We start from the raw sequence: 25,643 nt of genomic DNA, 5'->3' as shown, positions 1-25,643 counted from the left end.
GAAGGAGAGAAGCTCATGAGCGAATCCGTCAGCCTCCCGGCACTCGGCGAGAGTGTCACGGAAGGCACGGTCACCCGCTGGCTGAAGAACGTTGGCGACCGTGTCGAGGTGGACGAGCCCTTGCTCGAAGTCTCGACCGACAAGGTCGACACCGAGATCCCCTCGCCCGTCGCGGGCGTCATCGAGGCGATCCTGGTGCAGGAGGACGAGACGGTCGAGGTGGGCACTGCGCTCGTGACGATCGGCGACGGCTCCGGTGCGGGCGAGGCTCCGGCCGCTGCGCCGGAGGCGGAGGCTGCGCAGGCTGAGGCCGCGCCGGCCGAGGCTGCTCCGGCTCCCGAGGCTGCTCCCGCTGCTGAGGCTGCGCCTGCCGCTCCGGCTCAGGAGGCTCCCGCCCCCGCCGCCGAGGCCGCTCCTGCCGCTCCCGTTCAGGAGGCGCCTGCCGCCGCTCCCGCGCAGGAGGCTCCGGCTCCTGCCGCCGCTCCGGCTCCGGCCGCTGCCCCGGCCCCCGCTGCTGCTCCGGCTCCCGCTGCTGCTCCGGCTCCCGCTGCTGCTCCGGCTCCCGCCGCCGCCGAGGCTCCCACAACGTCGGGCGCGCACGCCGGCACGTCGGGCTACGTGACCCCGATCGTCCGCAAGCTCGCCAACGAGCACGGCGTCGACCTGGCGAACGTGACCGGCACCGGCGTCGGCGGACGCATCCGCAAGGAGGACATCCTCGCGGCCGCCGCTCCGGCCACTGCCGCAGCGGCCGCCGCCGCCGCCGCCGCTCCCGTGGTCGAGGTCTCCCCGCTCCGCGGCACCACGCAGCAGATGTCCCGCCTCCGCAAGGTCGTCGCCGAGCGCGCGGTCATCTCGATGCAGTCGACCGCCCAGCTCACCACCGTGGTCGAGGTCGACGTGACCAAGGTCGCCGCGCTGCGCGACAAGGTGAAGGGCGACTTCCTCGCCAAGACCGGCACGAAGCTCTCCTTCCTGCCGTTCTTCGCCCTCGCGGCCGCCGAGGCGCTGAAGGCCTACCCGGTCATCAACGCCACGGTCGACGGCGACAGCATCGTCTACCCGGACCACGAGAACATCTCGATCGCGGTCGACACCGAGCGCGGCCTGCTGACCCCGGTCATCCGCAACGCGTCGGACCTCGACATCGCCGGCCTCGCCGGTGAGATCGCGGACCTCGCCCAGCGCACCCGTGACAACCACCTGAAGCCGGACGAGCTCGCCGGCGGCACGTTCACGCTGACCAACACGGGTTCGCGCGGCGCGCTGTTCGACACTCCGCTGGTGTTCCTCCCGCAGGTCGCGATCCTGGGCACGGGCATCGTCACCAAGAAGCCGGTCGTGATCACGGCCGACGGCACGGACTCCATCGCGATCCGCTCCACGGTGTACCTCGCCCTGTCGTACGACCACCGGATCGTCGACGGCGCCGACGCGGCCCGCTTCCTCGTCGCGGTGAAGAACCGCCTCGAAGGCGGCGCCTTCGAGGGCAGCCTCGGCATCTGAACCGCCTGACGGACGGCCCGGCTCCCCCACGGAGCCGGGCCGTTCCGCGTTCCCGGGGACGGTGACGCCGCCGAGGGGCACGTAAACGCCCCTAAAACGCCGTCTTGAGGGCGTTTACGTGCCCTTCGACACAGGGAGGCGGCGCGAATCGCGAGCTGGCGGGCGCCAGCGGGCCTCAGGGCGGACCGTCGTGACCCGGGAGCATCAGCAGCACCGCCACGGCCACCAGCGGCGAGCACGCGACGACGACCAGTTTCGGCCGCGCCGCGATCCACTCGCGCGCCACCGCCAGCCCGCGCGCGACCGGTCGGTCGCCCAGCACGTCGAGCACCCGCTCCAGGATGCCGAGGACATCGCGACCGCTTCGCGCCTCCGGGCGTCCGCGCCGATCGGCGTCGAGGCCCGCGTCCGCGACCGGATCGCCGCGCGCCCGTGACTCCGACACATCCGGAGCGCCGCTCACCACCGCGCCCACGGCGGTCGGGTCGGCAGCCCGCAGGACTCCCGCGACCACATCCTCCCAACTCCGGTGCCGCCGGTCGGTGGCCGCCGCGAGGACGGCGTCACCCCCTTCCCCGGCGACAGCGCTACACAGAACGCCTGCCAGATCCGCGAACGCGGCGACGTCCTCCGCCATCGTCGGCTGGTCGAGCTCCCGCAGCCGGCCGACCGCCGTCAGCACGGGGCAGCCATCGTCGCGGAGTCCGATGTCCGCCGGCCGGAGCCGGACGCCACCGCAGCCGGCCCGATGCAGTCCGGAGAGGCCGCGCGCCACTGCGGCGAGCACCGTGACGGCCCCGCCCGCCGTCAGCCCGCGGTCGGCGGGGAGCAGGTCGTGCAGGGTCCCGCCCGCCGGGTGCTCTCGCAACTGCACGCTCATCCCGGCTCGGCTCGCACGCCGGTCACGCGGCGGAGGGAGGGAGCGCGGCAGGTGCGACGACGCGACCCCGCCCCAGGTCAGCCCGACGACGGACGCCACCGTGAGCACCGCCTGCCCTCTGAGCTCGCCTCCCGCGACGACGAGCGACCCCTCGCCACTCGTCTCGCCCGGCTGCCGCCCGAGCACCGTCCATCCTTCCGCGGCCGCGATCGCCGCCGCGCAGCTGCCCGCATCCACGGGTCTCCGTCTCGAAACCATGCCCCCAGTACACGCCACCCGGCCCACTCCCGAGGCCGTCGCCGCCACATCCGTGGACAACCCGATCCCGGTCCGAACCTGTGCAGGACTTCAGCCCCATCCGGCCGCGGTGGACATTTTCTGTACTCAGTCCATTTAGGATGCCTCTATGACGATCTTCGATGTCACCGGACTCGGCGGGCCGCACGTCCCGTACGACGACGGCCTCCGCCAGCAGCGCACCACCCACGCCGACGTGGCCGCGGGGCGCGCGCCCGACACGGTCCTCCTCCTGGAGCACGCCCCGGTCTTCACCGCGGGCAAGCGCACCTCCCCCGACGACCGCCCCACCGACGGCACCCCCGTGATCGACGTCGACCGCGGCGGCAAGATCACCTGGCACGGACCGGGCCAGCTCGTCGGCTATCCGATCCTCCGGCTGGCCGAGCCGATCGACGTCGTGGGCTACGTCCGCTGGCTGGAGGGCGTCCTCATCGAGGTGCTCGCGGAGCTCGGCGTCCCGGGCGAGCGCGTGGAGGGCCGCTCCGGCGTGTGGCTGCCGGGGCACGGCACCACGGACGACGGGAGGCCGGCGGACGAGAAGATCGCCGCCATCGGCATCCGCGTCGCCGAGGGCGTCACGATGCACGGCTTCGCCCTCAACTGCTCGAACAGCCTCGACCCGTACGAGAAGATCGTCGCGTGCGGCATCCGCGACGCCGGCGTGACCACGATCTCGCGCGTGCTCGGCCGCACTGTCACGCCGCAGGAGGTCGCCCCTCTCATCCAGGCCGCCCTCGACCGCGCGCTGGCCGACGCGTCCACCAGCCCGGTCGCCGCCGCCCACCGAACGACCACCACGACCGCGACGGAGGCCGCCGCATGAGCGCAGAACCGCAGGGCCGCCGCATGCTCCGCCTGGAGGTGCGCAACGCCCAAACGCCGATCGAGCGCAAGCCCGCCTGGATCAAGACCAAGGCCAAGATGGGCCCGGAGTACCGCCAACTCCAGAACCTCGTGAAGTCCGAGGAGCTGCACACGGTCTGCCAGGAGGCCGGCTGCCCGAACATCTACGAGTGCTGGGAGGACCGCGAGGCGACCTTCCTGATCGGCGGCTCGCAGTGCACCCGGCGCTGCGACTTCTGCCAGATCGACACCGGCAAGCCGGCCGACTTCGACCGGGACGAGCCGCGCCGCGTGGGCGAGTCCGTCGCGAAGATGGGCCTGCGCTACTCCACGGTCACCGGCGTCGCCCGCGACGACCTCCCGGACGAGGGCTCCTGGCTGTACGCGGAGACCATCCGCGAGATCCACCGCCAGAGCCCCGGCACCGGCGTGGAGATCCTGGTCCCGGACTTCTCCGGCAACCCGGAGTACCTGGGCGAGGTGTTCTCGGCCGCGCCGGAGGTGTTCGCGCACAACGTCGAGACCGTGCCGCGCATCTTCAAGCGCATCCGGCCGGCGTTCCGCTACGAGCGCTCGCTCGACGTCATCACGCAGGGCCGCAGCGCCGGGCTGATCACCAAGTCCAACCTCATCCTCGGGATGGGCGAGGAGCGCGAGGAGATCAGCCAGGCCCTCCAGGACCTCCACGACGCGGGCACCGACATCATCACGATCACGCAGTACCTGCGGCCGAGCCCGCGCCACCTCCCGGTCGCCCGCTGGGTGCACCCGGACGAGTTCGTCGAGCTCAAGCAGGAGGCGGAGGAGATCGGCTTCCTCGGCGTGCTGTCCGGCCCGCTGGTGCGCTCGTCGTACCGCGCCGGCCGCCTGTGGGCGCAGTCGATGGCGGCCAAGGGACGCGAGGTCCCCGCCGAGCTGCAGCACCTCGCCGACGCGTCAGCTGGCTTCGCGCAGGCCGTCTCCTGACGACGATCCCCGCACCGATCCGGGAGGCCGCGCGAACGTCTGAGCGCGGCCTCCCGATCGGCGCTACGCCTGCCGTGAACAGGTCATCCAGGGGCCGGGCGAGCCGGTATCCTTGTACCTATGGCACGTAAGGACAAGTCCACCAAGGAGCCCGGTCGGCTGAAGCAGATGTGGCAGGTCTTGCAGATGACCCGCCGCTACGACGACCGCGCGCTGCTCTACATCGTGGGCGGAATCGTGCTGCCGATCCTCGCGGGCGTCGCGATGGCGGTGTTCCTGTCGGGCGGCAACGTCTTCACGATGGTCCTCTGGATCGTCGCGGGCGTCCTGGCCGGCGTGCTGCTCGGCCTCATCATCCTCGGCCGCCGTGCCGAGCGCGCCGCCTACTCGCAGATCGAGGGCCAGCCGGGCGCCGTCGGCGCCGTCCTGCGCAGCTCGCTCAAGCGCAGCTGGCGCGGCTCTGAGATGCCGATCGCCGTCAACGGCAAGACGCAGGACGCGGTCTACCGTGCCACCGGCCGCGGCGGCGTCGTGCTCATCGGCGAGGGCCCCAAGACCCGCACGCAGCGCATGGTCGACGAGGAGCGCCGCAAGATCAACCGCGTGCTGCCGAACGTGCCCGTCACCATCATCTCGGTGGGCCCGGACGCCGACTCCGTGCCGCTGCACAAGGTCCCGCGCACCCTGGCCAAGATCAAGCCGACCCTCACCAAGGCGGAGGTCATCGCGATCAGCAACCGCCTGGCGTCGCTGGAGAACGCGATGCCGATCCCGAAGGGCGTCGACCCCATGAAGGTGCGGGCCCAGCGCGCCCGCTGACGCCACACCCACGTGCCCCTCGATCGTTAATCGGCGCGGGTGCCGGTGCGGCGGGATGCGATAGCTTCCGTGAGGACGACGAACGCCAGCACCGCGTTGACTCCCCACGCGACGACCGCCGTCGGCAGCAAGCCGGCGACCGGCCACAGTACGGCGACGACCGCCGCGCCGGCCACCAGGGTCAGCGACCAGCGCATCCCGGTCGCCCGGCGGAACAGCAGCAGACCGACGAGGTAAACGATCGCGGAGCCGCACAGCAGCCCGGCCGTCCACGCCGTCGGGAGACCGGACGGACGCTGCAGCACCAGTCCGTCCGCGACCGCGGAGAGCACGATCCCGAGCACCAGCAGCAGCGGGATGTACGTGTACGCGGTCTGCGCGATCATCCCCCGCTCCGTCGCGCGCTCGATGTACGCGCTCCCGCTCTGCTGGCTGTGCGAGAAGTAGAGCAGCCAGAGCAGGACCGTCCCCACGAACGCGGCGAGGAACGCCACCAGATGGACGACGTCGAGCGGCGCGGTCGAGAAGGCGGCGCCGGTGACCACGATCGACTCGCCGAGCGCGATGATCAGGAACAGGCTCACCCGCTCGGCCATGTGCGCGCCGGAGATGTTCCAGCTCGCGAGCGCAGAGCTTCCGAGGCCCGGCGTCCAGAACCGGGTGCGCGGCCCGATGTAGTCGACGGCCAGGGCGATCAGCCAGACCACGAGGCGACCCTCGTCGGGGAGGAAGGCGCCGACCAGCCACAGCGTCCCGGCCACGGCGTGCCACACGATGATGCGCACGAAGTTCACCGCGTGCTCCGGGCGCGACCGGCCGAACGCGAACAGGGTGAACACGCTGCGGCTGAGCTGCATGAGCACGAGGCACACGGCGAACAGCACGGCGCGGTCGCCGAACGCCTCCGGGATCGCGGAGGCCAGCAGCAGGCCGAGCAGCATCAGCACCACGAACAGCGCACGCACCGCGCCGCGCTCCGGGTCGAGCCAGCTCGACGCCCAGGTGGTGAACATCCACACCCACCAGACGACCATCGCCAGCATCACCGCGTGCAGCAGCGTGAGGGCGGACTGCTCGTGGAGGAGGACGTGCGACACCTGGGTGACCGCGAACACGAAGACGAGGTCGAAGAACAGCTCGGTGTACGTCACGCGGTGGGCCCCGGCGGAGTCCGACCGGAGCAGGTCGCGGGCGAAGCCGAAGGCGCGCATGCCAGGAGTGTAGCGGCGCGCAGGGTGCGGCCCGGAGGGCTACGCGCGGATCAGCACCGTGCCGGCGACCTTGTCGTGGAAGCCGCGCTGATCCGAGTCCCACACCAGCGCCGGGATGACGATGCAGAGCAGCACCGTGCGCACCACCGGCCGCCACACGCCGACCCAGCCGCCGGCGACCGCGACCACGCGCATCCCGAAGATCCGGTGGCCGATGCTGCCGCCGATCGTCGGGATGAAGACGACCTGCATCAGCGCGAAGAGCCCGATGTTCGCCCAGGAGTCGTAGTGGAAGAACGCGAACGAGATGAGCGACGCGAGCGCCCAGTCGACGACGATGGCGCCGAGGCGGCGGCCGAGCCTCCCGACCGACCGCGGGCCCGCCTCCGGGAGGCCGAGCCGCTCCCCCGGGTAACGGCTGGGGGCGAGGTCGCCGGAGCGGGAGGGCGGGGTGTTCTGCGGCACCCCTCCAGTTTACCGGCCGGGCCGAGCGCTCCCCGGTCCGGAGCGCTCGTGGGCAGCGCACCGCGTAACATGCCGGAAACATTTGCGTCACCGGAGGGAAACGGCCTCCCCCTAGCGTGTAGCTTGGGCTGCACGCGCAGTCCGTCACCGCAAGCCATTGGGAGTCCTCCGTATGTTCCGTGATTCTTCCGAGGTGCTCAAGTACATCAAGGACACCGACGTCAAGTTCCTTGATATCCGCTTCACCGATCTGCCCGGTGTTCAGCAGCACTTCAACATCCCCGCAGCGACCGTCGACGAGGAGTTCTTCTCGGTCGGCCAGCTGTTCGACGGTTCCTCGATCCGCGGTTTCGCGTCGATCCACGAGTCGGACATGCAGCTGATCCCGGATGTCTCGACCGCGTACATCGACCCGTTCCGTGCCGAGCGCACGCTGATCATGGTGTTCGACATCTACAACCCCCGCAACGGCGAGATCTACGCGAAGGACCCGCGTCAGGTCGCCAAGAAGGCGGAGAAGTACCTCGCCTCCACGGGCATCGCGGACACCGCGTTCTTCGCGCCGGAGGCCGAGTTCTACATCTTCGACGACGTGCGCTACGAGGTGAAGCAGAACTCCAGCTTCTACGCGGTGGACTCCGAGGAGGGCGCCTGGAACTCCGGCCGCGTCGAAGAGGGCGGCAACCTCGGCAACAAGACCCCGTACAAGGGCGGCTACTTCCCGGTGAGCCCGGTCGACAAGCAGGCCGACCTGCGCGACGACATCTCGCTGAAGCTGATCGACGCGGGCCTCATCCTGGAGCGCGCGCACCACGAGGTGGGCACCGGCGGCCAGGCGGAGATCAACTACCGCTTCGACACGATGGTCCACGCGGCGGACGACATCCTGAAGTTCAAGTACATCGTCAAGAACACGGCCGAGCAGTGGGGCAAGACCGCCACGTTCATGCCGAAGCCGCTCTTCGGCGACAACGGCTCGGGCATGCACACCCACCAGTCGCTGTGGAACGACGGCAAGCCGCTGTTCTACGACGAGGCCGGCTACGGCGGCCTGTCCGACATCGCTCGCTGGTACATCGGCGGCCTGCTCAAGCACGCCCCGGCTGTGCTCGCCTTCACGAACCCGACGGTGAACTCGTTCCACCGCCTGGTCCCCGGCTTCGAGGCCCCGGTCAACCTGGTCTACTCGGCCGGCAACCGCTCGGCGTCCATCCGCATCCCGATCACGGGCACCAACCCGAAGGCCAAGCGCATCGAGTTCCGCGCGCCGGACGCCTCGGGCAACCCGTACCTCGCGTTCGCCGCCCAGCTGATGGCGGGCCTCGACGGCATCAAGAACCGCATCGAGCCGCACGAACCGGTCGACAAGGACCTCTACGAGCTCCCGCCCGAGGAGGCCCGCAACATCCCGCAGGTCCCGGCATCGCTCGGCGAGGCGCTCGACGCGCTGGAGGCCGACCACGACTTCCTCACCGCAGGCGGCGTGTTCACCCCGGAGCTCATCGAGACCTGGATCGAGTACAAGCGCGAGAAGGAGATCAAGCCCCTCGCGCAGCGTCCGCACCCGTTCGAGTACGAGCTGTACTACGGGGTGTAGGCAGACGTCGCGTCATGGAAGGGCCGCATCCCGCTCGGGATGCGGCCCTTCCCGCGTGCGGCGGCTGACATCGCCGAACCGGACTGAGCACACATAGTCACCTCGGGTTCACCCGGGGAGAAACGCGACCTCCAGAGTTCTTTCGCTATCATTTCAATCGTGCATTTCATGCTCGTTGGAGTGCCCTGAACTTTGGAGGATCGGTGTCCGCCGCACCAACCGCTCTTCAGCAGCGCGCACGCACGAAGGACCTTACAATCGAGACCGCGCGAGGTCTCGCCTGTATCTTGCTGGTCTTCTACCACACGGTCGGCGCTGACAAGACGCTCGGTCTGACGGTGGACGACGGGAGTGTCCTGCGCTGGGTGACGGACTCGATGGTCTTCCTGCGGATGCCGCTCTTCACCTTCCTCTCCGGCTTCGTCTACGCTATGCGCCCTGCATACTCCGGCTGGGGCGGGTTCATGCGCAAGAAGCTCCGCCGACTCATGGTGCCGATGTTCGTTCTGGGCACGCTCTACATGCTCGTCAAGGTCGTCCTGGGCGACGCGGTGAACAACAGTTACGAACTCCCCCTGTGGCAGTGGCACATCGTCGTGCCGATCGAGCATTTCTGGTTCCTCGAAGCCCTGCTGGTCCTCTTCGCAATGATCGCCGTGATCGACCGCTTCCGACTGGCGGAGACTCGACGTTCCGCATCCGCCTGGCTTGTCGCCGCAGTGGCCTTCAGCGTCGTCGTCGGCCCCTTCGTCGAGAACGTCAAGTTCTTCAGCACGATGGGCACGGTCTATCTCCTCCCGTTCTTCTTCCTCGGCGTCTTCGCCCGCCGGTTCGACTGGCGCGGGTCGCCGGCGGCCGTACAGATCTCCACCGGTGTCGTCGCTGTGGCGCTGATCGGGGTCTCCCAACTCGGTGTCGTCGGCGTGATTCCCGACATTCAGACGCGCTACTCGCTGTCTGCGATCCTCCTCAGCGGCATCGCGTGCCTGGCGCTGCTCTCGACACGCTGGAGCTGGCGCCCCCTCGCGTTCATCGGGAAATACTCGTATGCGATCTTCCTCATGCACGTGTTCGGCTCGGCGGGTTCACGCATCCTCTTCGCCCGGATCGGCGTCGAGAACACCTACGTCCTCCTCGTCATCGGCATGGCGGCCGCCCTCGGCCTGCCGATGATCGTCCAGTGGCTGTGCGGATATTCGCGCGTCCTCCGTCTTCTGGTCCTCGGACAATCGTGGGGAGGCCCGAAGAAGCGTCTCCGATCGGCAGGACATCCGGCCTGAGTCCCGGTTCGTTCGTGCCGACCCACCGGCGGCGTGTGAGGCGGCGCGCCCTACCCGCGATCCGATAACCGGGCGAACGCGGCCCGGACGATTTCCGGAAACCTGCGCCTCACATCACCGATGGGACGCGGCGCAGGCGTCACCGGGACGAAGGCGGTCGTGCCGCAGGGGCGGCACTCCGCGACCTCCGAGTGCACGGATAGGCCGGTGCGGAAGTACGGGTTCGGCGAGACGCGGGTGGGACCTCCGCACTCCGTGCACACCGGGCCGGGTGTGACTGCCACTGTTTCTCCTTCGTCGGTCCACCTCGGGCACGACTGAGTGGGCCCGGCGCTCGCGACTCGCCGCGTCCGGGCCCACTGACGCTTCGGCCTACCCGAAAGGCCGCGCGTTCAGAACCGCGATCGATCTCCGAAAATCGATTGCGGTCGCACACACAATTGTTCCCGGTTCCGTCGGCAAGCCAAGCCCCCAGAGCGGGGGCACCTACCGCTTCCTCGGCGAGGCTGGCGAGCCCCACCCTGCACAGGCACGCCACCGGCCGCACGGGTCCCGACGTGCGCGGTGCGCGTCGCACGGCTACGGTTGTCGCGGGAGTCCGCATCCACAGCAGGACGCCGAGGAGGATCGCATGGCGGAGAGAGACCTGACCGAGGTGCTCGACGAGGTCGGCCGGTCGCTCACCGGGGTCGCATGGATGCGGTTGCGCAGCGACGACCGCGCCGAGTGGTTCGGGCATTTCGTCAGCGGCATCGCGCTCGCGGTCGGGCTCCGGCCGATCGAGCATCTGGACTCCGGGGTGCGCGTCGACGACGCCGGCGTGTTCTCGGCGAAGGTCGTGGTGTTCACCGACAAGACCATCGTGTTCGCCGACGCCACCGGGCGCAGCGCCGATCCCTACGACGTCGCGACGGTCGTCGTCGCCCGGCCGCGCGCCGGACTCTCTCAGCTCACGATCTCGGACGCGAACTCCGCCTTCAAGCGTGACCTGTTCGACCCGTGGCCAGGCGACTTCACGGTCACCGCGGAGTGGTCGTACGGCGCGAAGGTGACCTTCCCGCTGAGCCCGATCGAGACGGACGACCACCGGGCGCGGTTCAGTGCGCTCTACGCCTCGCTGATCGACGCGCTGGGCGAGTAGCCCCCTACTTCACGCAGGGCACTCCCCCGGACGGCAGCGGCGCGGTCGGGTCGGTGTACGTCCCGTTCGGGCCGGGCGGCGTCGACGCGGTCGGCGACGGGGAGGGCGCTGGCGCCGTCGTCGCGGACGGTCCAGAGGGGGTCGTCGCTCCCGGGGTCGCGGTGGGCGTCGCCGTCGCCGTCCCGGGGTTCAGGAGCTGCTGCACCACCGCGTGGATCTGGTCCGGGTCGACGAGGTTGACGTCCTTGCCGTCCTTCACCCCGTAGCCGGTGATCGGCAGGGTCGTGAAGGTGATGTTCCCGCCCGCCAGGTGCTGCGCCTCCGACGCGAAGCTGAGGAGGTCGAAGCCCGAGTCGAGGGCGATGTTCTGCTTGGCGGCGGCGATCAGGGACTCCAGGGTCGCCGGGTTCGCGAAGGTGTCGGCCTTCTTCAGCTTCGTCGCCAGCGAGACGATGAACGCCTGCTGCCGGCGTTCGCGATCGAGGTCGGTGAAGTTCAGCGCCGTGTTGTTCTCGTCGCGGCGCTGCCGGACGAAGCTCACCGCCTGGGACGCGGTCAGCTGCTGGACGCCGGCCTTGAAGTCGGCGCCGGAGTACGGGTCCTGCGTGTCCTGCGCGATACACACGGTGATCGGCTGGACCGCCTGGGCCACCTGGTAGAAGGCGGCCATCGTGACCTCGATGAAGTGGTCGATCCGCACGCCGCCGAGGAAGTCCGACACGGTCTGCAGCTCGGTCTGGCGCGCGAAGGTGCGCGCCTGCTGGTAGGCGTCGGCCTGCGCTACCCCCGCCTTGGTCAGCTCGGTGAGCTTCTGGTCGAGGGCGAGGCCGTACGCCTCCTTGATCTTGGAGGCGGACACGCCGTCCGGGCTCCCGGACAGCGGGGCGTAGTCGTCGCGCGGGATCGAGATGCCCACGGCCTTCTTGCCGCCCGCGGGGATGTGGATGAGCATCAGCACGTTGGCGTTGTAGCCGCCGTCGCCCTGGTTGCCGGCGTGCAGGGCGTTGTAGACGTCGGTCGGGAGGGCGTTCCCGTTCTCGTCCAGGCGACTGTCGAGGCCCATGACGAGGATGTTGCTCTCGGCGACGTTCTTCTTCGTGCCGGCGCCGGGGAGGGTGATGTTCGAGCGGTGCAGGCCGTTCGAGAGGTCCACGTAGGAGTAGGCGGCGAACGCCCCGACGGCGACCGCGACGGCGGCGACCGCACCGGCTACCGAGAGCAGGACCCGCTTGGTCACGGAGGTGCGGGGGCGCTGGGCGTGGGCGACGTTCCGGCGGACAGGCTCGGCGGCGCCGCGGTCACCGGCCGGGAAGGCCGGGTCGGGCAGGCGGGGCGAGGTCATGGTCGGGTCTCCTTGCGGGATTCGGGGGTTGCGGGACTCGCGGTGGAGGCGCTTCGGGGGCCGCCACTGGTCGGGCTCGCGGGTCGAGCGTGCTGCGGGCCTCCCGATCGTCCCACCGAAAACCGCAGTCGCCAGCGGACGCCCGATGAACTCCCAGAAACCGCGGGTGAGCGCGCAGATGAAAAGTGTCGCAGGTTGGCCGCCGGCTGTTCCCTGCCCGTCTGCGCAGCACTAGATTCGGTGGCGCCCGGGCCAACCCCGGCCCGCGCGCCGACGGAAGGATCCGAACATGGCCCGCTACCTCCTCCTCTACCGCGCCGACCCCGAGGCGATGGCCTCGATGCCGGAACCCACCCCCGAGCAGGCCGAGCAGATGAACGCCGCCTGGAACGCCTGGGCTCAGCAGGTCGGCGCCGGGCTGATCGACTTCGGCGCGCCGACGGCCGCCGTCTCCGAGGGGGCCGACCGCAGCGTCGGCGGCTACACCCTCATCGAGGCCGACAGCGCGGACGCCGTCGAGGGCCTGCTCACCGGCCACCCGCACCGTGCGATGGGCGGCACCATCGACGTGTACGAGTTGACGCCCGTTCCTGGGATGTGAGGTGTCCCTCCGGGTCCGCGTGCGTGCTGCGCGGGCCCGGACGGGTGCGGCGTCAGCCGGCCAACGGGGCGATGTCCTCGAACTCGGCGCGGTGCGTGGCGAGGGCGACCTCGATGTCGTGGTGGGCCTGCAGGTTCAGCCAGAACTCGGCCGTGGTCCCGAACGCTCGCGCGAACCGGAGCGCGGTGTCGGGGGTGATGGCCCGCTTTCCGTTCACGATGTCGCCGATGCGCTGCGCCGGGACATGAACAGCCTTCGCGAGCGCGTATTTCGTGAGCCCGAGCGGGGCCATGAACTCCTCGGAGAGGATCTCCCCGGGAGTGATCGGGTCGGTCATGGTCTCCATAGTAATGCAGCGCGTTATTAATGCAAGGCGTTATTGACGCACGGCGTTGTTATTCACCCCGTCGGCGTCGGTCGCTGCGGGAGGCCGTAGAACGCGCGCTCGAACACCGCCCGGGCGCGGCGGGTGACCGCGAGGTAGTCCTCCTCCAGGCGGCTCGCCGAGCCCGGCGGGTACTCCAGGAGGCGGGCGACGCCCTCCAGGGCCACCCGGTCGGCCGGGAGGACGTCGGCGGTCTTGTTGGTCCAGAGCGTCATCGCCGAGCGGGCGCGGGAGGCCAGTAGCCACGCGTCGCGGAGTTTGGCCGCGTCGTCGTCCGCCACCAGGTCGTTGTCGACGGCGACCGCCAGTGCGTCCAGGGTGGACGTCGTGCGCAGCGCCGGGATCGCGGCGGCGTGCTGGAGCTGGATGAGCTGGACGAACCACTCGACGTCGCTCAACGAGCCGCGGCCGAGTTTGAGGTGGCGGGCCGGGTCGGCGCCCTGCGGGAGGCGCTCGTTCTCGACTCTGGCCTTGATGCGCTTGACCTCGCGGACCTCCTGCTCGCCGATCGCCGCCGGGTAGCGGACCTCGTCGGCCACCGTGTCGAAGTCGGCGAGCAGCGCCGCGTCCCCGGCCACGCCGCGGGCGCGCAGCAGCGCCTGGGCCTCCCAGGTCAGCGACCAGCGCTTGTAGTAGGCGCGGTAGGCCTCCAGCGAGCGGACGGGCGGGCCGTTCTTGCCCTCGGGGCGCAGGCCGATGTCGAGGTCGAGCGGGAGGCGGTTGTCCTCCGTCAGCCGGTTGAGGTCGGCGACGATCGCCAGCGCGGCCTTGTGCGCGGCGTCCTGCTCGGCGGCGAGCGGACGGAAGACGTACATCACGTCGAGGTCGGAGCCGAAGCCGAGCTCGCGGCCGCCGAAGCGGCCCATGCCGATGATCGCGAACTCCAGCTCGGCCGCGTCGCCGCGTTCGGCGCGGATCGCGGACAGCACGCCCTCGATCACGTTCTCGTTGACGGCGGTCAGCCCGCGGGCCAGCTCCTCGATCGTCGCGAAGCCGAGGATCGCGGAGAACGCCAGCCGCAGCACCTCGCGGCGGCGGACGGCGCGCAGCGACGCGGCCGCGGTCGCCGCGGACTGGTGCCGTCCGAGGATCGCGGCGGTCTCCTCGCGCAGCACCTCGGCTGTGCGCGGGCGCAGCTCCTCCTCCGACTCCAGCCAGGCGACGGATTCCGGGATGCGGCCGAGCAGCTCGCCGGCGTACCGCGAGCCGGACAGCACCCGGGTGAGCCGCTCGGCGGCGCCGGTGGAGTCGCGCAGCATCTTCAGGTACCAATGCGTGGTCCCCAGGTCCTCGCTGAGCCGGCGGAAGGTCAGGAGGCCGTAGTCGGGGTCCGCTCCGGCTGCGAACCACTGCAGCAGCACGGGCAGCAGGTGGCGCTGGATGGTCGCCCGCCGCGAGACGCCGGCGGTGAGCGCGGCGATGTGCGCGAGGGCGCCGCGCGGGTCGCGGAAGCCGATCGCGGCGAGCCTGGCCTCCGCCTGCTCGCTGGTGAGCCCTGCTCCCCCGGTCAGCCCGGTGTCGTCGGTGGGCATGGCGGCGACGGCGCTGAGCAGCGGGCGGTAGAACAGGCGCTCGTGGAGGCCGCGCACGCGGTGCTTGATCGCGTTCCAGCGCTCCAGAAGCTGCTCGGCGCTCGGCGCCAGCCCGGTCGCGCGGGCCAGGATGCGCACGTCGCCCTCGTCGCGCGGCATCAAGTGGGTGCGGCTGAGGTGGCGCAGCTGGAGGCGGTGCTCCATCAGGCGCAGCGTGCGGTAGTCCTGCGAGAAGGCGGCGGCCTCCTCCCGGCCGATGTAGCCCTGCGCGGCGAGGGCGGCGAGGGCGGACAGCGTGTCGCGCTGCCGCACCCGCTCGTCGGTCTGGCCGTGGACGAGCTGGAGGAGCTGCACGGTGAACTCGACGTCGCGCAGGCCGCCGGGCCCGAGCTTGAGCTGGTAGTGGGTCTCATCGTCGGGGATGTTGTCGGTCACGCGCTCGCGCATCCGCTGCACGGACTCCACGAAGTTCTCGCGCGACGCGCTGCTCCACACCTTCGGCGCGAGCGCCGCGACGTAGCGCTCCCCCAGTTCGAGGTCGCCCGCGAGCGGCCGGGCCTTCAGCAGCGCCTGGAACTCCCAGCCCTTCGCCCAGCGGTCGTAGTAGGCGATGTGCGACTCCAGGGTGCGCACGAGCGCGCCGTCCTTGCCCTCCGGCCGCAGGTTGGGGTCGACCTCCCAGAGGCCGGGCTCGATCGCCGGCTCGTGGATGCCGCGCTGCGTCAGCATCGCCAGCCGCGTGGCGATGTCGACGGCGCGGCCGGAGCTGAGGCCGGCCTCCTCGTCGCCCTCGGTGACGTAGATGACGTCGACGTCACTGACGTAGTTGAGCTCGCGCGCGCCGGCCTTGCCCATGCCGATGATCGCGAACCGGGTCGCGCGCACCTCGGCCTCCGGGAAGCGGCCGGGGCCGGTGCCGATTGTCTGCCGGCGGGCCACGGCGAGGGAGGCCTCCAGGGCGGCGGCGGCGAGGTCGGACAGCGCGGCGGCGACGCCGTCGAACCCGGCGACCGGGTCCTCCTGCTCCAGGTCGTAGCTGGCGAGCTGCACGAGCCGGCGGCGGTAGCGCACGCGGAGGGCCGTGCGCGCGGCGTCGTCCTCCAGCGCGGCGACGCCGTCCACGGCGCCGACGGAGTCGAGCAGGTCGGCGCGCAGCTCGGCTGCGGTCGGCAGCGCAGTGACCGGGTAGTCGAGCGCGCTCAGCTCGGCGGGCTGGCGCAGGAAGAACTCGGCGGCGCCCTCGGACGCGCCGATCACCCGGAACACCCGACGCGCGTCGTTCCGCGACGGCACGTAGCGCGCGGTCTGCACCGGCGCGTGCCGCAGCAGCCGCAGGGCCAGCGCGAGAGCGGTGTCCGGATCGGCGGCGGCCGACAGCGCGGGCAGGAGGTCGTCCACGCCGAAGCCGGTCAGCTCGACCAGCTCGTCCAGTTCGCCGCGGACCGAGCTCAGCCCCACGAAACCGGCGCGAGCCAGCGTCGTGAGGGAGAGCTGCTCGCGGGTCACGTTCGGGTCAGAGGATCTCGAGGTTCGACCGCAGCTCGAACGGCGTGACCTGCGCCCGGTACTCGGCCCACTCGCGCCGCTTGTTCAGCAGCACGTAGTTGAAGACCGACTCGCCGAGCGTCTCGGCGACCAGCTCGGAGTCCTCCATCAGCGAGATCGCGTGGTCCAGGCTGGCCGGGAGCTGGTTGTACCCGAGCGCGCGGCGCTCGGCGTCGGACAGCGCCCAGACGTTGTCCTCGGCCTCCGGCGGCAGTTCGTACTGGCCCTCGATGCCCTTGAGGCCGGCGGCCAGCATCAGCGAGAACGACAGGTACGGGTTCGCGGCGGAGTCGATGGCGCGGTACTCGACGCGCGAGCTCTGGCCCTTGTTGGGCTTGTAGAGCGGGACGCGCACGAGCGCGGAGCGGTTGTTGTGGCCCCAGCAGACGAAGCTCGGCGCCTCGTCGCCGCCCCAGAGCCGCTTGTAGGAGTTGACGAACTGGTTCGTGACGGCCGTGATCTCCGGCGCGTGCTTGAGCAGGCCGGCGATGAACTGCCGCCCGGTCTGCGAGAGCTGGTACTGCGCGCCGGCCTCGAAGAACGCGTTGGTGTCGCCCTCGAACAGCGACATGTGGGTGTGCATGCCCGAACCCGGGTGGCCGGAGAGCGGCTTCGGCATGAAGGTCGCGTACACGCCCTGCTCGATCGCCACCTCCTTGATGACCGTCCGGAACGTCATGATGTTGTCGGCCGTGGTCAGCGCGTCGGCGTAACGGAGGTCGATCTCGTTCTGGCCGGGGCCGGCCTCGTGGTGGCTGAACTCCACCGAGATGCCGAGGTCCTCCAGCATCCGCACCGACCGGCGGCGGAAGTCGTGCGCCGTGCCGCCGGGGACGTTGTCGAAGTAGCCGGCCGAGTCGACGGGCTCCGGGCCCTCGTCGCCGAAGGTGGAGGACTTGAGCAGGTAGAACTCGATCTCCGGGTGCGTGTAGAAGGTGAAGCCGCGGTCGGCCGCCTTCTCCAGCGTGCGCTTGAGCACGTTGCGCGGGTCGGACACCGAGGGCTGGCCGTCGGGCGTCGTGATGTCGCAGAACATGCGGGCGGTCGGGTCGACCTCCCCGCGCCACGGCAGGATCTGGAACGTGGTGGGGTCGGGATGCGCCAGCAGATCGGACTCGAACGCGCGGGTCAGCCCCTCGATCGCGGAGCCGTCGAAGCCGAGGCCCTCGGTGAACGCGCCCTCGACCTCGGCCGGCGCGATCGCCACCGATTTCAGCGTGCCGACCACGTCGGTGAACCACAGCCTCACGAACTTGACGCCGCGCTCCTCGATGGTGCGAAGAACGAAGTCGCGCTGCTTGTCCATCCTGCCCCTTTCGTCGGCCACTCCAGACTAGTGGCTCCGCGGGCGGAAACCCGCCGGATGACCGCGGGTGCCGCGTCACTAGACTGAGGCGCATGAGCGAGCAGTCACCTGTGCCCTCCGTCCACCCCGCCACGCCGTCGATGGAGTCGCTGAAGCGGGTGCGGACCCGCCACTTCCAGTCGGCGAAGGAGGCGGGCGAGCCGTTCACCGGGCTGACCAGCTACGACATGCTGACCGCCCAGATCTTCGACGAGGCGGGCATCGACTTCCTGCTGGTGGGCGACTCGGCCGGCAACAACGTCCTGGGCTACGACACGACGCTCCCGGTCACGGTGGACGACCTGATCCCGCTCACGCGCGCTGTCGCGAAGGCCGTCAAGCGCGCGTTCGTCGTCGCGGACATGCCGTTCGGCTCCTACGAGACCGGGCCGCAGGACGCGCTGCACACCGCCGTGCGCTTCATGAAGGAGACCGGGGCGCACGCGGTCAAGCTGGAGGGCGGCGAGCGCAGCGCCAAGCAGATCCGGCGCATTGTGGACGCCGGCATCCCGGTGATGGCGCACATCGGCTTCACCCCGCAGAGCGAGCACGGGCTCGGCGGCCACCTCGTCCAGGGGCGTGGCGAGGGCGCGGAGCAGATCCTCGCCGACGCGCACGCGGTCGAGGAGGCCGGGGCGTTCGCGGTCGTGATGGAGATGGTGCCGGCGGACGTGGCCCAGCGGGTCACACAGGAGCTGCGCATCCCGACGATCGGCGTCGGCGCCGGCCCGCACGTGGACGGTCAGCTGCTGGTGTGGACGGACTGGGCGGGATTCACGACCGGGCGTATCCCGCGGTTCGTGAAGCAGTACGCGGACCTGAAGGGCGCACTGTCGGAGGCGGCGCGCACGTACAAGTCGGAGGTGCAGGGCGGGGTGTTCCCCGGGCCGGAGCACTCCTTCTAGGCGGTCTCCCCTAGGTCGCCTGGCGGCGCTCGACGCGCCGCCGGTCGTCGGCGTGGGCGTCGCGCAGGGCGGCCAGCGCGCGATCGAGCGTGACCGGACCGGGGTTCACGACGCACACCCAGCCGTAAGAGATCTCCGGGAACTCGCCGGCGGGCTGCGGCGCGGACTCCAGCACTCCGTCGAAGCCCCTGACCTCGGCGAGGACCCGTTCCATCGTCATGACGGCAACGCTACCGACCCTCCTCGGCGTCCTCCTCGGCCCACTTGGCGCTGTTCTCGCGGAGCTTCTCGAGCGCGTGCTCGGCCTCCACGCGGGTGTCGAACGGGCCGACGCGGTTCGGCGCGGGAGAGAGGAAACCCTGCTCGACCTCGCCGGTCTTCATGTTGTACCAGTACTTGTGCTCGGCATCCTGCTCGATGCCGTAGTCGTTCTCGCCGGTCATAAGCTTGATCCTATGCCCAAGGATTCCGCCGGTCACCTGGTTCCGGGACGTGTCACCGCGATGCGCTCCGTCCCGTCGCGCATCCCGCGGCCGGAGTACGTCGGCAAGCAGGGACCGACCCCGTCCGACCGCGGCGACGTGTACTCGCCGCAGGAGATCGAGCTGATCCGGGAGTCCGGCCGGATCGCCGCGCGCGCCATCGAACGGGTCGGCGAGGCGGTGCGCCCCGGCATCACGACCGAGGAGCTGGACGCGATCGGCCACGAGTTCCTCATCGAGCACGACGCCTACCCCTCGACGCTCGGCTACCGCGGCTACCCCAAGTCGATCTGCAGCTCGGTCAACGAGGTGGTCTGCCACGGCATCCCGGACGACACCGTGCTCGCGGACGGCGACATCGTCAACATCGACATCACCGCGTACAGGAACGGCTTCCACGGCGACAGCAACCAGACCTTCATCGTCGGCACGGCGTCGCAGGAGGTCACCCTCCTGGTCGAGCGGACCAGGGAGGCGCTGAACCGCGGCATCAAGGCGGTCGCGCCCGGCCGTCAGGTCAACGTGATCGGCCGCGCCATCGAGTCGTACGCCAAGCGCTTCGGCTACGGGGTGGTGCGCGACTTCACCGGGCACGGGGTCGGCGCGACCTTCCACTCCGGGCTGATCATCCCGCACTACGACGCCGCTCCCGCCTTTGACGACGTGATGGAGGTCGGGATGGTGTTCACCATCGAGCCGATGCTGACGCTGGGCTCGCACGAGTGGGACCTGTGGGCGGACGACTGGACCGTCGTCACCCGCGACCGCAGCATCACGGCGCAGTTCGAGCACACGCTCGTGGTCACCGAGCGGGGCGCGGAGGTCCTGACACTGCCCTGACGGGTGCCGTCATCCCGCCGCCGGGCCTGCTGCCGCCGCGCGTGCCCGCGGGGTAGATTCGAGACCATGAGCGCGCAGAACCACGCAATCGGCATCGACGTCGGCGGAACGGGAATCAAGGGGGCGCTGGTCGACCTCGACAGCGGCGAGCTGGTCAGCGACCGCATCAAGCTCGCGACGCCGGAGGGCGGCAAGCCGGACGACATCGTGGAGACCACGAAGGAGATCGTGGAGAAGCTGGCCGCCGAGGACCCGGACGCGCCGGTCGGGGTGTGCTTCCCGGCGATCGTCAGCCACGGCGTCACGCTCTCGGCGGCCAACGTCTCCAAGAAGTGGATCGGGCTGCACGCGGAGGAGCTGTTCGAGAAGGCGCTGGGCCGCGACATCCACTTCGTCAACGACGCGGACGCGGCGGGCTACGCCGAGACGCGCTTCGGCGCGGCGAAGGGCACCGACGGCCTGGTCATCATGACCACTCTCGGCACCGGCATCGGATCAGCGCTCATCTACGACGGCGTGCTCATCCCGAACGCGGAGCTCGGCCACCTGGAGATCGAGGGCCACGACGCCGAGTCGCGGGCCGCCTACTCGGCGAAGGAGCGCGAGGACCTCTCCTGGGAGAAGTGGGCGAAGCGCCTGCAGAAGTACTACTCGACGCTGGAGTTCCTCTTCACCCCCGACCTTTTCATCGTCGGCGGGGGCGTGTCCAAGAACTACACGGACTTCCTGCCGCTGCTGAACCTCAACACGATGATCGTGCCGGCCACCCACCGCAACAACGCGGGCATCCTGGGGGCGGCCGCCCTCGCCGTGCGGGGCGAGAAGCGCGACGCGGGTGCGCGCGGTCGCTCGGCGGAGGTCGGGATCACGCCCGACAACTAGGCGCGATCACCGGGCGCGTGAGCGATCCGCATGGATCGCGCGCAGGCCCGTTAGAAAAGCGTGAGGACGCTCACCCGCGTCCTCATCCGGGTGTGGACTCTCTCTCGCCCCCGGCCACCCGGCCGGGGTGTCCGGATGGATGGAGAGAGTCGTGCTTGACCTCGTCTACCTTCTCGCCGTCGCAGCGCTGGCCTTCGTCGTCGCGCTCGTCGGCCGGGGGGTCGAGAAACTGTGATCGTCATCACCCTGATCGCCGCGCTGCTCGGCGTCGCGGCGATCGGCTACCTGGTCGTCGCCCTGGTCACGCCGGAGCGGTTCTGACATGGCGGCGTGGTTGTTCGTCGCGCAGCTCGCGACCCTCGTCCTCCTGCTCGCCCTCGCCTACCGCCCGCTCGGCGACTACCTCGCGCGCGTCTTCACGACCGACAGGGACCTCGCCGTCGAGCGCGGCGTCTACCGGCTGATCGGCATCGACCCCCGCGCCGAGCAGTCCTGGCCCGCCTACCTGCGCGGCGTGCTCGCGTTCTCGGTGGTCGGCATCCTGATCGTCTACGGGCTCCAGCGGCTGCAGCAGTTCCTGCCGTACAGCCTCGGCTTCCCCGCGGTGCCGGAGGGGACCGCGTTCAACACCGCCGTCTCGTTCGTGACCAACACGAACTGGCAGTCGTACTCCCCCGACGTGACGCTCGGCTACACGGTGCAGTTCGCGGCGCTCGCGGTGCAGAACTTCGTGTCCGCCGCGGTCGGCATCGCCGTCGCGGTCGCGCTGGTGCGCGGCTTCGCGGCCCGCCGCAGCGGTGGCGCGTTCTCCCAGGCCGGGATCGGCAACTTCTGGGTGGACCTCCTCCGCGGCACGGGCCGCGTCCTCCTGCCCTTGGCGCTGGTCTCGGCCGTCGTGCTCATCGCCGGCGGCGTCATCCAGAACGTTGGCGGCTTCGACACGGTGCACACGATCGCGGGAGCGTCGCAGTCCATCCCGGGCGGGCCGGTGGCCTCCCAGGAGGCGATCAAGCTGCTCGGCACGAACGGCGGCGGCTTCTTCAATGTCAACTCGGCGCACCCGTTCGAGAACCCGACGGCCTGGACCAACCTCGTCGAGATCTTCCTCATGCTCGTCATCCCGTTCTCGCTGCCCCGCACATTCGGCACGATGGTCGGCGACAAGCGCCAGGGTTACGCGATCCTGGCGACGATGGCCTCGCTGTTCCTGGTGTCGCTCGTCGCCATGACGCTCTTCGAGCTGGGCGGGTCGATGGAGGGCAAGGAGACCGTCTTCGGGGTCCTCGGCTCGACACTGTTCAACACGACGTCGACGGTCACCTCCACCGGCGCGGTGAACTCGATGCTCGACAGCTACACACCGCTCGGCGGGATGATGGCGATGATCAACATGATGCTCGGCGAGACCGTGCCGGGCGGCGTCGGGTCGGGGCTGTACGGCATCCTCGTCATCGCGGTCATCGCGGTGTTCCTCGCCGGTCTCATGGTCGGCCGCACGCCGGAGTACCTGGGCAAGAAGCTGGGGCCGCGCGAGATCAAGCTCGCGAGCCTCTACATCCTGACCACCCCGGCGATCGTGCTGCTGGGGACCGGGCTGAGCTTCGCGATCCCGGCGATCCGGGCCGACGTGGAGAAGACCTCCATCCTCAACCCGGGGCTGCACGGCTTCAGCGAGGTGCTCTACGCGTTCACCTCGGCGGCGAACAACAACGGCTCGGCCTTCGCCGGCCTGACGGCGGCCACGCCCTGGTTCAACACGGCGCTCGGCGTCGCGATGTTCCTCGGCCGGTTCGTGCCGATCGTCTTCGTGCTCGCGCTGGCCGGCTCGCTCGCGGCCCAGAACAAGATCCCCGCGACCGCCGGCACGCTCCCCACGCACCGCCCGCTCTTCGTCGGGCTGATGGCCGGCACCATCCTGCTGGTCTCCGCACTCACCTACTTCCCCGTTCTCGCGCTGGGTCCCCTGGCGGAAGGGCTGCACTGACCATGACCACCATCCACTCGACGGCGACCCGCACGGTCGCCACCCCGGCCGGAGCGTTCTCGGCCCGGCAGCTCGTCGCGGCCCTCCCGGGCGCGCTGCGCAAGCTCGACCCGCGCCAGATGTGGCGGAACCCGGTGATGTTCATCGTGGAGGTCGGCGCGGCGCTCACGACGGTGATCGCGATCGCCCAGCCGTTCGTCGGTGCGGGCGGCGCGGGGCCGGCGACGCTCGCCTTCACCTGGAGCATCGCCGTGTGGCTCTGGCTGACCGTGCTGTTCGCCAACCTGGCCGAGTCGGTCGCCGAGGGGCGCGGCAAGGCGCAGGCCGCCACCCTCCGCAAGACACGCTCCACCACCGTGGCGACGCGCGTGGCGCACTACGACGAGGCGCACGATGCGGAGGCGCTGACCGCCGCCACCGAGCAGGTGACCTCCAGCGACCTGCGGCTCGGGGACGTGGTCGTGGTCACGACGGGAGAGCTCATCCCCGGCGACGGCGACGTCATCCGCGGCATCGCGACCGTGGACGAGTCTGCCATCACGGGCGAGTCCGCGCCGGTCGTGCGCGAGTCCGGCGGCGACCGCAGCGCGGTGACCGGCGGCACCCGGGTGCTCTCCGACCGCATCGTGGTGCGGATCACCAGCAAGCCGGGCGAGACCTTCGTCGACCGGATGATCGCGCTCGTGGAGGGCGCTTCCCGGCAGAAGACCCCCAACGAGATCGCGCTCAACATCCTGCTCGCCAGCCTGTCGATCATCTTCGTGATCGTGGTGCTGGTCCTGCAGCCGGTCGCCGGGTACTCGAACGTGTCGCCGACCGTCCCGGTGCTGGTCGCGCTGCTGGTCTGCCTCATCCCGACCACGATCGGCGCGCTCATCTCGGCCATCGGCATCGCCGGCATGGACCGCCTGGTGCAGCACAACGTGCTCGCCATGTCGGGCCGCGCGGTGGAGGCCGCGGGCGACGTGACCACCCTCCTGCTCGACAAGACCGGCACCATCACCTACGGGAACCGCCGGGCCAGCGAGTTCACGGCCGTCGGCGGCGCGAGCGGCGACGAGCTGGTGCGGGCGGCCGCGGAGTCCTCGCTCAGCGACCCGACGCCGGAGGGCGTCTCGGTGGTCGAGCTGGCGGAGACGCTCGGGTACTCGCGGCCGGAGCACATCGACGGCGAGATCGTGCCGTTCACGGCGCAGACCCGGATGAGCGGGCTCGACCTCCCGGACGGCTCGCAGGTGCGGAAGGGTGCGGCGAGCGCCGTCGTCGCCTGGGTGCGCGAGAGCACCGCGCCCTCGGCGGCCGCACTGGAGGAGCTGGACCGTGAGGTCGAGCGCATCTCCCAGGTCGGCGGCACCCCTCTCGCGGTGGCGACGCGCGACGCGACCGGCGCCTCCCGTCTCCTCGGCGTGGTCTACCTCAAGGACATCGTGAAGGAGGGCCTGGCTGAGCGCTTCGCCGACCTTCGGAAGATGGGCATCCGCACCGTCATGGTGACCGGCGACAACCCGCTGACCGCCAAGGCGATCGCGGCAGAGGCCGGCGTGGACGACTTCCTCGCCGAGGCCAAGCCCGAGGACAAGCTCGCGCTCATCCGCCGCGAGCAGGAGGGCGGCGCCCTGGTCGCGATGACCGGCGACGGCACCAACGACGCGCCGGCGCTCGCGCAGGCCGACGTCGGGGTCGCGATGAACACCGGCACGTCGGCGGCGAAGGAGGCCGGCAACATGGTCGACCTCGACTCCGACCCGACCAAGCTGATCGACATCGTCCGGATCGGCAAGCAGCTCCTGATCACCCGCGGCGCGCTCACCACGTTCTCGATCGCGAACGACGTGGCGAAGTACTTCGCGATCATCCCCGCGATGTTCGTCGGGGCCTTCCCCGGCCTCGCCGTGCTCAACGTGATGGGGCTGCACTCGCCCGCCTCCGCGATCCTGTCGGCGGTGATCTTCAACGCGATCGTGATCGTGCTGCTCATCCCGCTCGCCCTGCGCGGCGTGCGCTACCGGCCGTCGGCGGCGTCCTCGCTGCTCGGCCGCAACCTCCTCATCTACGGGCTCGGCGGGATCATCGCCCCGTTCATCGGCATCAAGCTGATCGACCTCGTCGTCGCCCTCCTCCCCGGCTTCTGACCGGCACAGACAGTAAGGAATCGCAGAACAAATGAACCGCCTCCGCGGCGCCTGGCGCCAGTACTGGGTCGCCATCCGCGCCATGATCGTGCTCACCGTCGCGCTCGGCGTCGCCTACACGTTCGTCGTCACCGGGATCGGGCAGCTCGCCTTCCCGGCCCAGGCGAACGGGTCGATGGTCACGCAGGACGGGAAGACCGTCGGCTCGACCCTCATCGGCCAGGCCTTCACCGACGCGAAGGGCAACCCGCTGCCGCAGTGGTTCCAGTCGCGCCCGTCCGCGGCGACGTCGAACGGCCCCGCCGGCTACGACGCGGCGGCGTCCTCCGGCAGCAACCTCGCCACCGGCAACCCAGTTCAGGTGAAGGCTGTGCAGGACCGCACCGCCGCGATCGAGAAGCTGGACGGGGTGCCGGCGTCGGCGATCCCGTCCGACGCAGTGACCGCGTCCGGTTCGGGGCTCGATCCGCACATCTCCCCCGCCTACGCCCTGCTGCAGGTCAAGCGCGTCGCGGAGGCCCGCGGGCTGCCCGAAGCAACGGTGAAGAAGCTGGTCGAGTCTAGGATTCAAGCACGGGACCTCGGCTACCTCGGCGACCCGACCGTGAACGTGCTCCAGCTCAACCTGGCGCTGGCCCGGCTCGGCCGCTGACCGGCCGA

24 protein-coding genes are annotated in these 25,643 nt (G+C 70.5%); 15 read left to right on the top strand and 9 right to left on the bottom strand.

Features of this window, described 5'->3' with window-relative positions; genetic code table 11:
• Window positions 1-15: 15 nt before the first annotated feature.
• Entirely contained in the window at window positions 16-1,506 is a 1,491-nt protein-coding gene (gene sucB, locus ABCS02_RS06415; protein ID WP_345834762.1) for a 2-oxoglutarate dehydrogenase, E2 component, dihydrolipoamide succinyltransferase, read from the top strand.
• Window positions 1,507-1,681: 175 nt separating this feature from the next.
• Here the strand turns inward: sucB and ABCS02_RS06410 are convergent, their stop codons facing one another.
• On the bottom strand, window positions 1,682-2,623 hold the full coding sequence (locus ABCS02_RS06410) for a hypothetical protein (RefSeq protein WP_345834761.1): 942 nt from the start codon (window positions 2,621-2,623) through the stop codon (window positions 1,682-1,684).
• Window positions 2,624-2,792: 169 nt separating this feature from the next.
• Between ABCS02_RS06410 and lipB the strand changes: the two genes are divergently transcribed.
• The 3 genes from lipB (at window position 2,793) to ABCS02_RS06395 (ending at window position 5,314) form a co-directional block, all read left to right on the top strand.
• Window positions 2,793-3,509: a lipoyl(octanoyl) transferase LipB gene (lipB, locus tag ABCS02_RS06405; RefSeq protein ID WP_345834760.1), complete on the top strand. Its 717-nt coding sequence runs from the start codon at window positions 2,793-2,795 to the stop codon at window positions 3,507-3,509.
• The gene (gene lipA, locus ABCS02_RS06400) at window positions 3,506-4,495 is read left to right on the top strand and encodes a lipoyl synthase (protein WP_345834759.1); all 990 of its coding nucleotides are present in this window, start codon (window positions 3,506-3,508) and stop codon (window positions 4,493-4,495) included. Before lipB ends, lipA begins: the two co-directional genes overlap by 4 nt.
• A 120-nt stretch (window positions 4,496-4,615) precedes the next feature.
• A complete protein-coding gene (locus tag ABCS02_RS06395) occupies window positions 4,616-5,314 on the top strand; it encodes a DUF4191 domain-containing protein (RefSeq protein ID WP_345834758.1) in 699 nt (232 codons plus the stop codon).
• A gap of 26 nt (window positions 5,315-5,340) precedes the next feature.
• Here ABCS02_RS06395 and ABCS02_RS06390 read toward each other — a convergent pair whose 3' ends face one another.
• Both ABCS02_RS06390 and ABCS02_RS06385 read right to left on the bottom strand, forming a co-directional pair.
• Window positions 5,341-6,525 (bottom strand): low temperature requirement protein A, encoded by a 1,185-nt coding sequence (locus tag ABCS02_RS06390; protein WP_345834757.1) that lies wholly within the window; start codon window positions 6,523-6,525, stop codon window positions 5,341-5,343.
• A gap of 39 nt (window positions 6,526-6,564) precedes the next feature.
• Window positions 6,565-6,990, bottom strand: coding sequence for an RDD family protein (locus ABCS02_RS06385; RefSeq protein WP_345834754.1), 426 nt, complete (start codon window positions 6,988-6,990; stop codon window positions 6,565-6,567).
• Between the two features lie 172 nt (window positions 6,991-7,162).
• On the opposite strand from ABCS02_RS06385, the gene glnA (ABCS02_RS06380) reads away from it, so the two are divergent.
• The 3 genes from glnA (ABCS02_RS06380) to ABCS02_RS06370 all read left to right on the top strand — a co-directional run bounded on the left by glnA (ABCS02_RS06380) (window position 7,163) and on the right by ABCS02_RS06370 (window position 11,008).
• Entirely contained in the window at window positions 7,163-8,587 is a 1,425-nt protein-coding gene (gene glnA / locus ABCS02_RS06380; RefSeq protein WP_345834753.1) for a type I glutamate--ammonia ligase, read from the top strand.
• A 203-nt stretch (window positions 8,588-8,790) separates the two neighbouring features.
• A complete protein-coding gene (locus ABCS02_RS06375; protein ID WP_345834752.1) occupies window positions 8,791-9,867 on the top strand; it encodes an acyltransferase in 1,077 nt (358 codons plus the stop codon).
• Window positions 9,868-10,498: 631 nt separating this feature from the next.
• Entirely contained in the window at window positions 10,499-11,008 is a 510-nt protein-coding gene (locus ABCS02_RS06370) for a hypothetical protein (RefSeq protein ID WP_345834751.1), read from the top strand.
• Window positions 11,009-11,012: 4 nt separating this feature from the next.
• Here the strand turns inward: ABCS02_RS06370 and ABCS02_RS06365 are convergent, their stop codons facing one another.
• Window positions 11,013-12,350, bottom strand: coding sequence for an LCP family protein (locus ABCS02_RS06365; RefSeq protein WP_345834750.1), 1,338 nt, complete (start codon window positions 12,348-12,350; stop codon window positions 11,013-11,015).
• Between the two features lie 289 nt (window positions 12,351-12,639).
• Here ABCS02_RS06365 and ABCS02_RS06360 point away from each other — a divergent pair, with 289 nt between their 5' ends.
• The gene (locus ABCS02_RS06360; protein ID WP_345834749.1) at window positions 12,640-12,951 is read left to right on the top strand and encodes a YciI family protein; all 312 of its coding nucleotides are present in this window, start codon (window positions 12,640-12,642) and stop codon (window positions 12,949-12,951) included.
• Window positions 12,952-13,003: 52 nt separating this feature from the next.
• Here the strand turns inward: ABCS02_RS06360 and ABCS02_RS06355 are convergent, their stop codons facing one another.
• The 3 genes from ABCS02_RS06355 to glnA (ABCS02_RS06345) all read right to left on the bottom strand — a co-directional run bounded on the left by ABCS02_RS06355 (window position 13,004) and on the right by glnA (ABCS02_RS06345) (window position 17,719).
• Entirely contained in the window at window positions 13,004-13,288 is a 285-nt protein-coding gene (locus tag ABCS02_RS06355) for a HigA family addiction module antitoxin (protein WP_345834748.1), read from the bottom strand.
• Window positions 13,289-13,350: 62 nt separating this feature from the next.
• The gene (locus ABCS02_RS06350) at window positions 13,351-16,374 is read right to left on the bottom strand and encodes a bifunctional [glutamine synthetase] adenylyltransferase/[glutamine synthetase]-adenylyl-L-tyrosine phosphorylase (RefSeq protein ID WP_345834747.1); all 3,024 of its coding nucleotides are present in this window, start codon (window positions 16,372-16,374) and stop codon (window positions 13,351-13,353) included.
• 7 nt (window positions 16,375-16,381) lie between these two features.
• Complete coding sequence (gene glnA / locus ABCS02_RS06345) at window positions 16,382-17,719, bottom strand: type I glutamate--ammonia ligase (protein WP_345834746.1); 1,338 nt, start codon at window positions 17,717-17,719, stop codon at window positions 16,382-16,384.
• Between the two features lie 92 nt (window positions 17,720-17,811).
• Here glnA (ABCS02_RS06345) and panB point away from each other — a divergent pair, with 92 nt between their 5' ends.
• Window positions 17,812-18,663 (top strand): 3-methyl-2-oxobutanoate hydroxymethyltransferase, encoded by an 852-nt coding sequence (panB, locus tag ABCS02_RS06340; protein WP_345834745.1) that lies wholly within the window; start codon window positions 17,812-17,814, stop codon window positions 18,661-18,663.
• A 10-nt stretch (window positions 18,664-18,673) separates the two neighbouring features.
• On the opposite strand, the gene ABCS02_RS06335 is transcribed toward panB, so the two are convergent.
• Together ABCS02_RS06335 and ABCS02_RS06330 are read right to left on the bottom strand one after the other, a co-directional pair.
• Complete coding sequence (locus ABCS02_RS06335) at window positions 18,674-18,883, bottom strand: DUF6194 family protein (RefSeq protein WP_345834744.1); 210 nt, start codon at window positions 18,881-18,883, stop codon at window positions 18,674-18,676.
• 10 nt (window positions 18,884-18,893) lie between these two features.
• Complete coding sequence (locus tag ABCS02_RS06330; protein ID WP_345834743.1) at window positions 18,894-19,106, bottom strand: SPOR domain-containing protein; 213 nt, start codon at window positions 19,104-19,106, stop codon at window positions 18,894-18,896.
• Window positions 19,107-19,118: 12 nt separating this feature from the next.
• Here ABCS02_RS06330 and map point away from each other — a divergent pair, with 12 nt between their 5' ends.
• From map to kdpC, 6 genes are all read left to right on the top strand, one after another.
• On the top strand, window positions 19,119-19,985 hold the full coding sequence (map, locus tag ABCS02_RS06325) for a type I methionyl aminopeptidase (protein WP_345834742.1): 867 nt from the start codon (window positions 19,119-19,121) through the stop codon (window positions 19,983-19,985).
• A 66-nt stretch (window positions 19,986-20,051) separates the two neighbouring features.
• Window positions 20,052-20,867, top strand: coding sequence for an ROK family protein (locus ABCS02_RS06320; RefSeq protein ID WP_345834741.1), 816 nt, complete (start codon window positions 20,052-20,054; stop codon window positions 20,865-20,867).
• Between the two features lie 231 nt (window positions 20,868-21,098).
• A complete protein-coding gene (locus ABCS02_RS06315; RefSeq protein ID WP_345834740.1) occupies window positions 21,099-21,188 on the top strand; it encodes a potassium-transporting ATPase subunit F in 90 nt (29 codons plus the stop codon).
• Window position 21,189: 1 nt separating this feature from the next.
• A complete protein-coding gene (gene kdpA, locus ABCS02_RS06310) occupies window positions 21,190-22,851 on the top strand; it encodes a potassium-transporting ATPase subunit KdpA (protein WP_345834739.1) in 1,662 nt (553 codons plus the stop codon).
• Between the two features lie 2 nt (window positions 22,852-22,853).
• Window positions 22,854-24,983 carry a potassium-transporting ATPase subunit KdpB gene (gene kdpB / locus ABCS02_RS06305; protein ID WP_345834738.1) on the top strand — a complete coding sequence of 710 codons (2,130 nt, stop codon included), beginning with the start codon at window positions 22,854-22,856 and terminating at the stop codon, window positions 24,981-24,983.
• A gap of 31 nt (window positions 24,984-25,014) precedes the next feature.
• Window positions 25,015-25,635, top strand: a complete 621-nt coding sequence (kdpC, locus tag ABCS02_RS06300; protein ID WP_345834737.1) for a potassium-transporting ATPase subunit KdpC — start codon at window positions 25,015-25,017, stop codon at window positions 25,633-25,635.
• The last annotated feature ends 8 nt before the right edge of the window (window positions 25,636-25,643 follow it).

The sequence above is a fragment of the Microbacterium sp. X-17 genome (genome assembly GCF_039615055.1).
The sequence above is the reverse complement of the archived record's forward strand: the minus strand, read 5'-3'. Positions and strand labels throughout refer to the sequence as shown.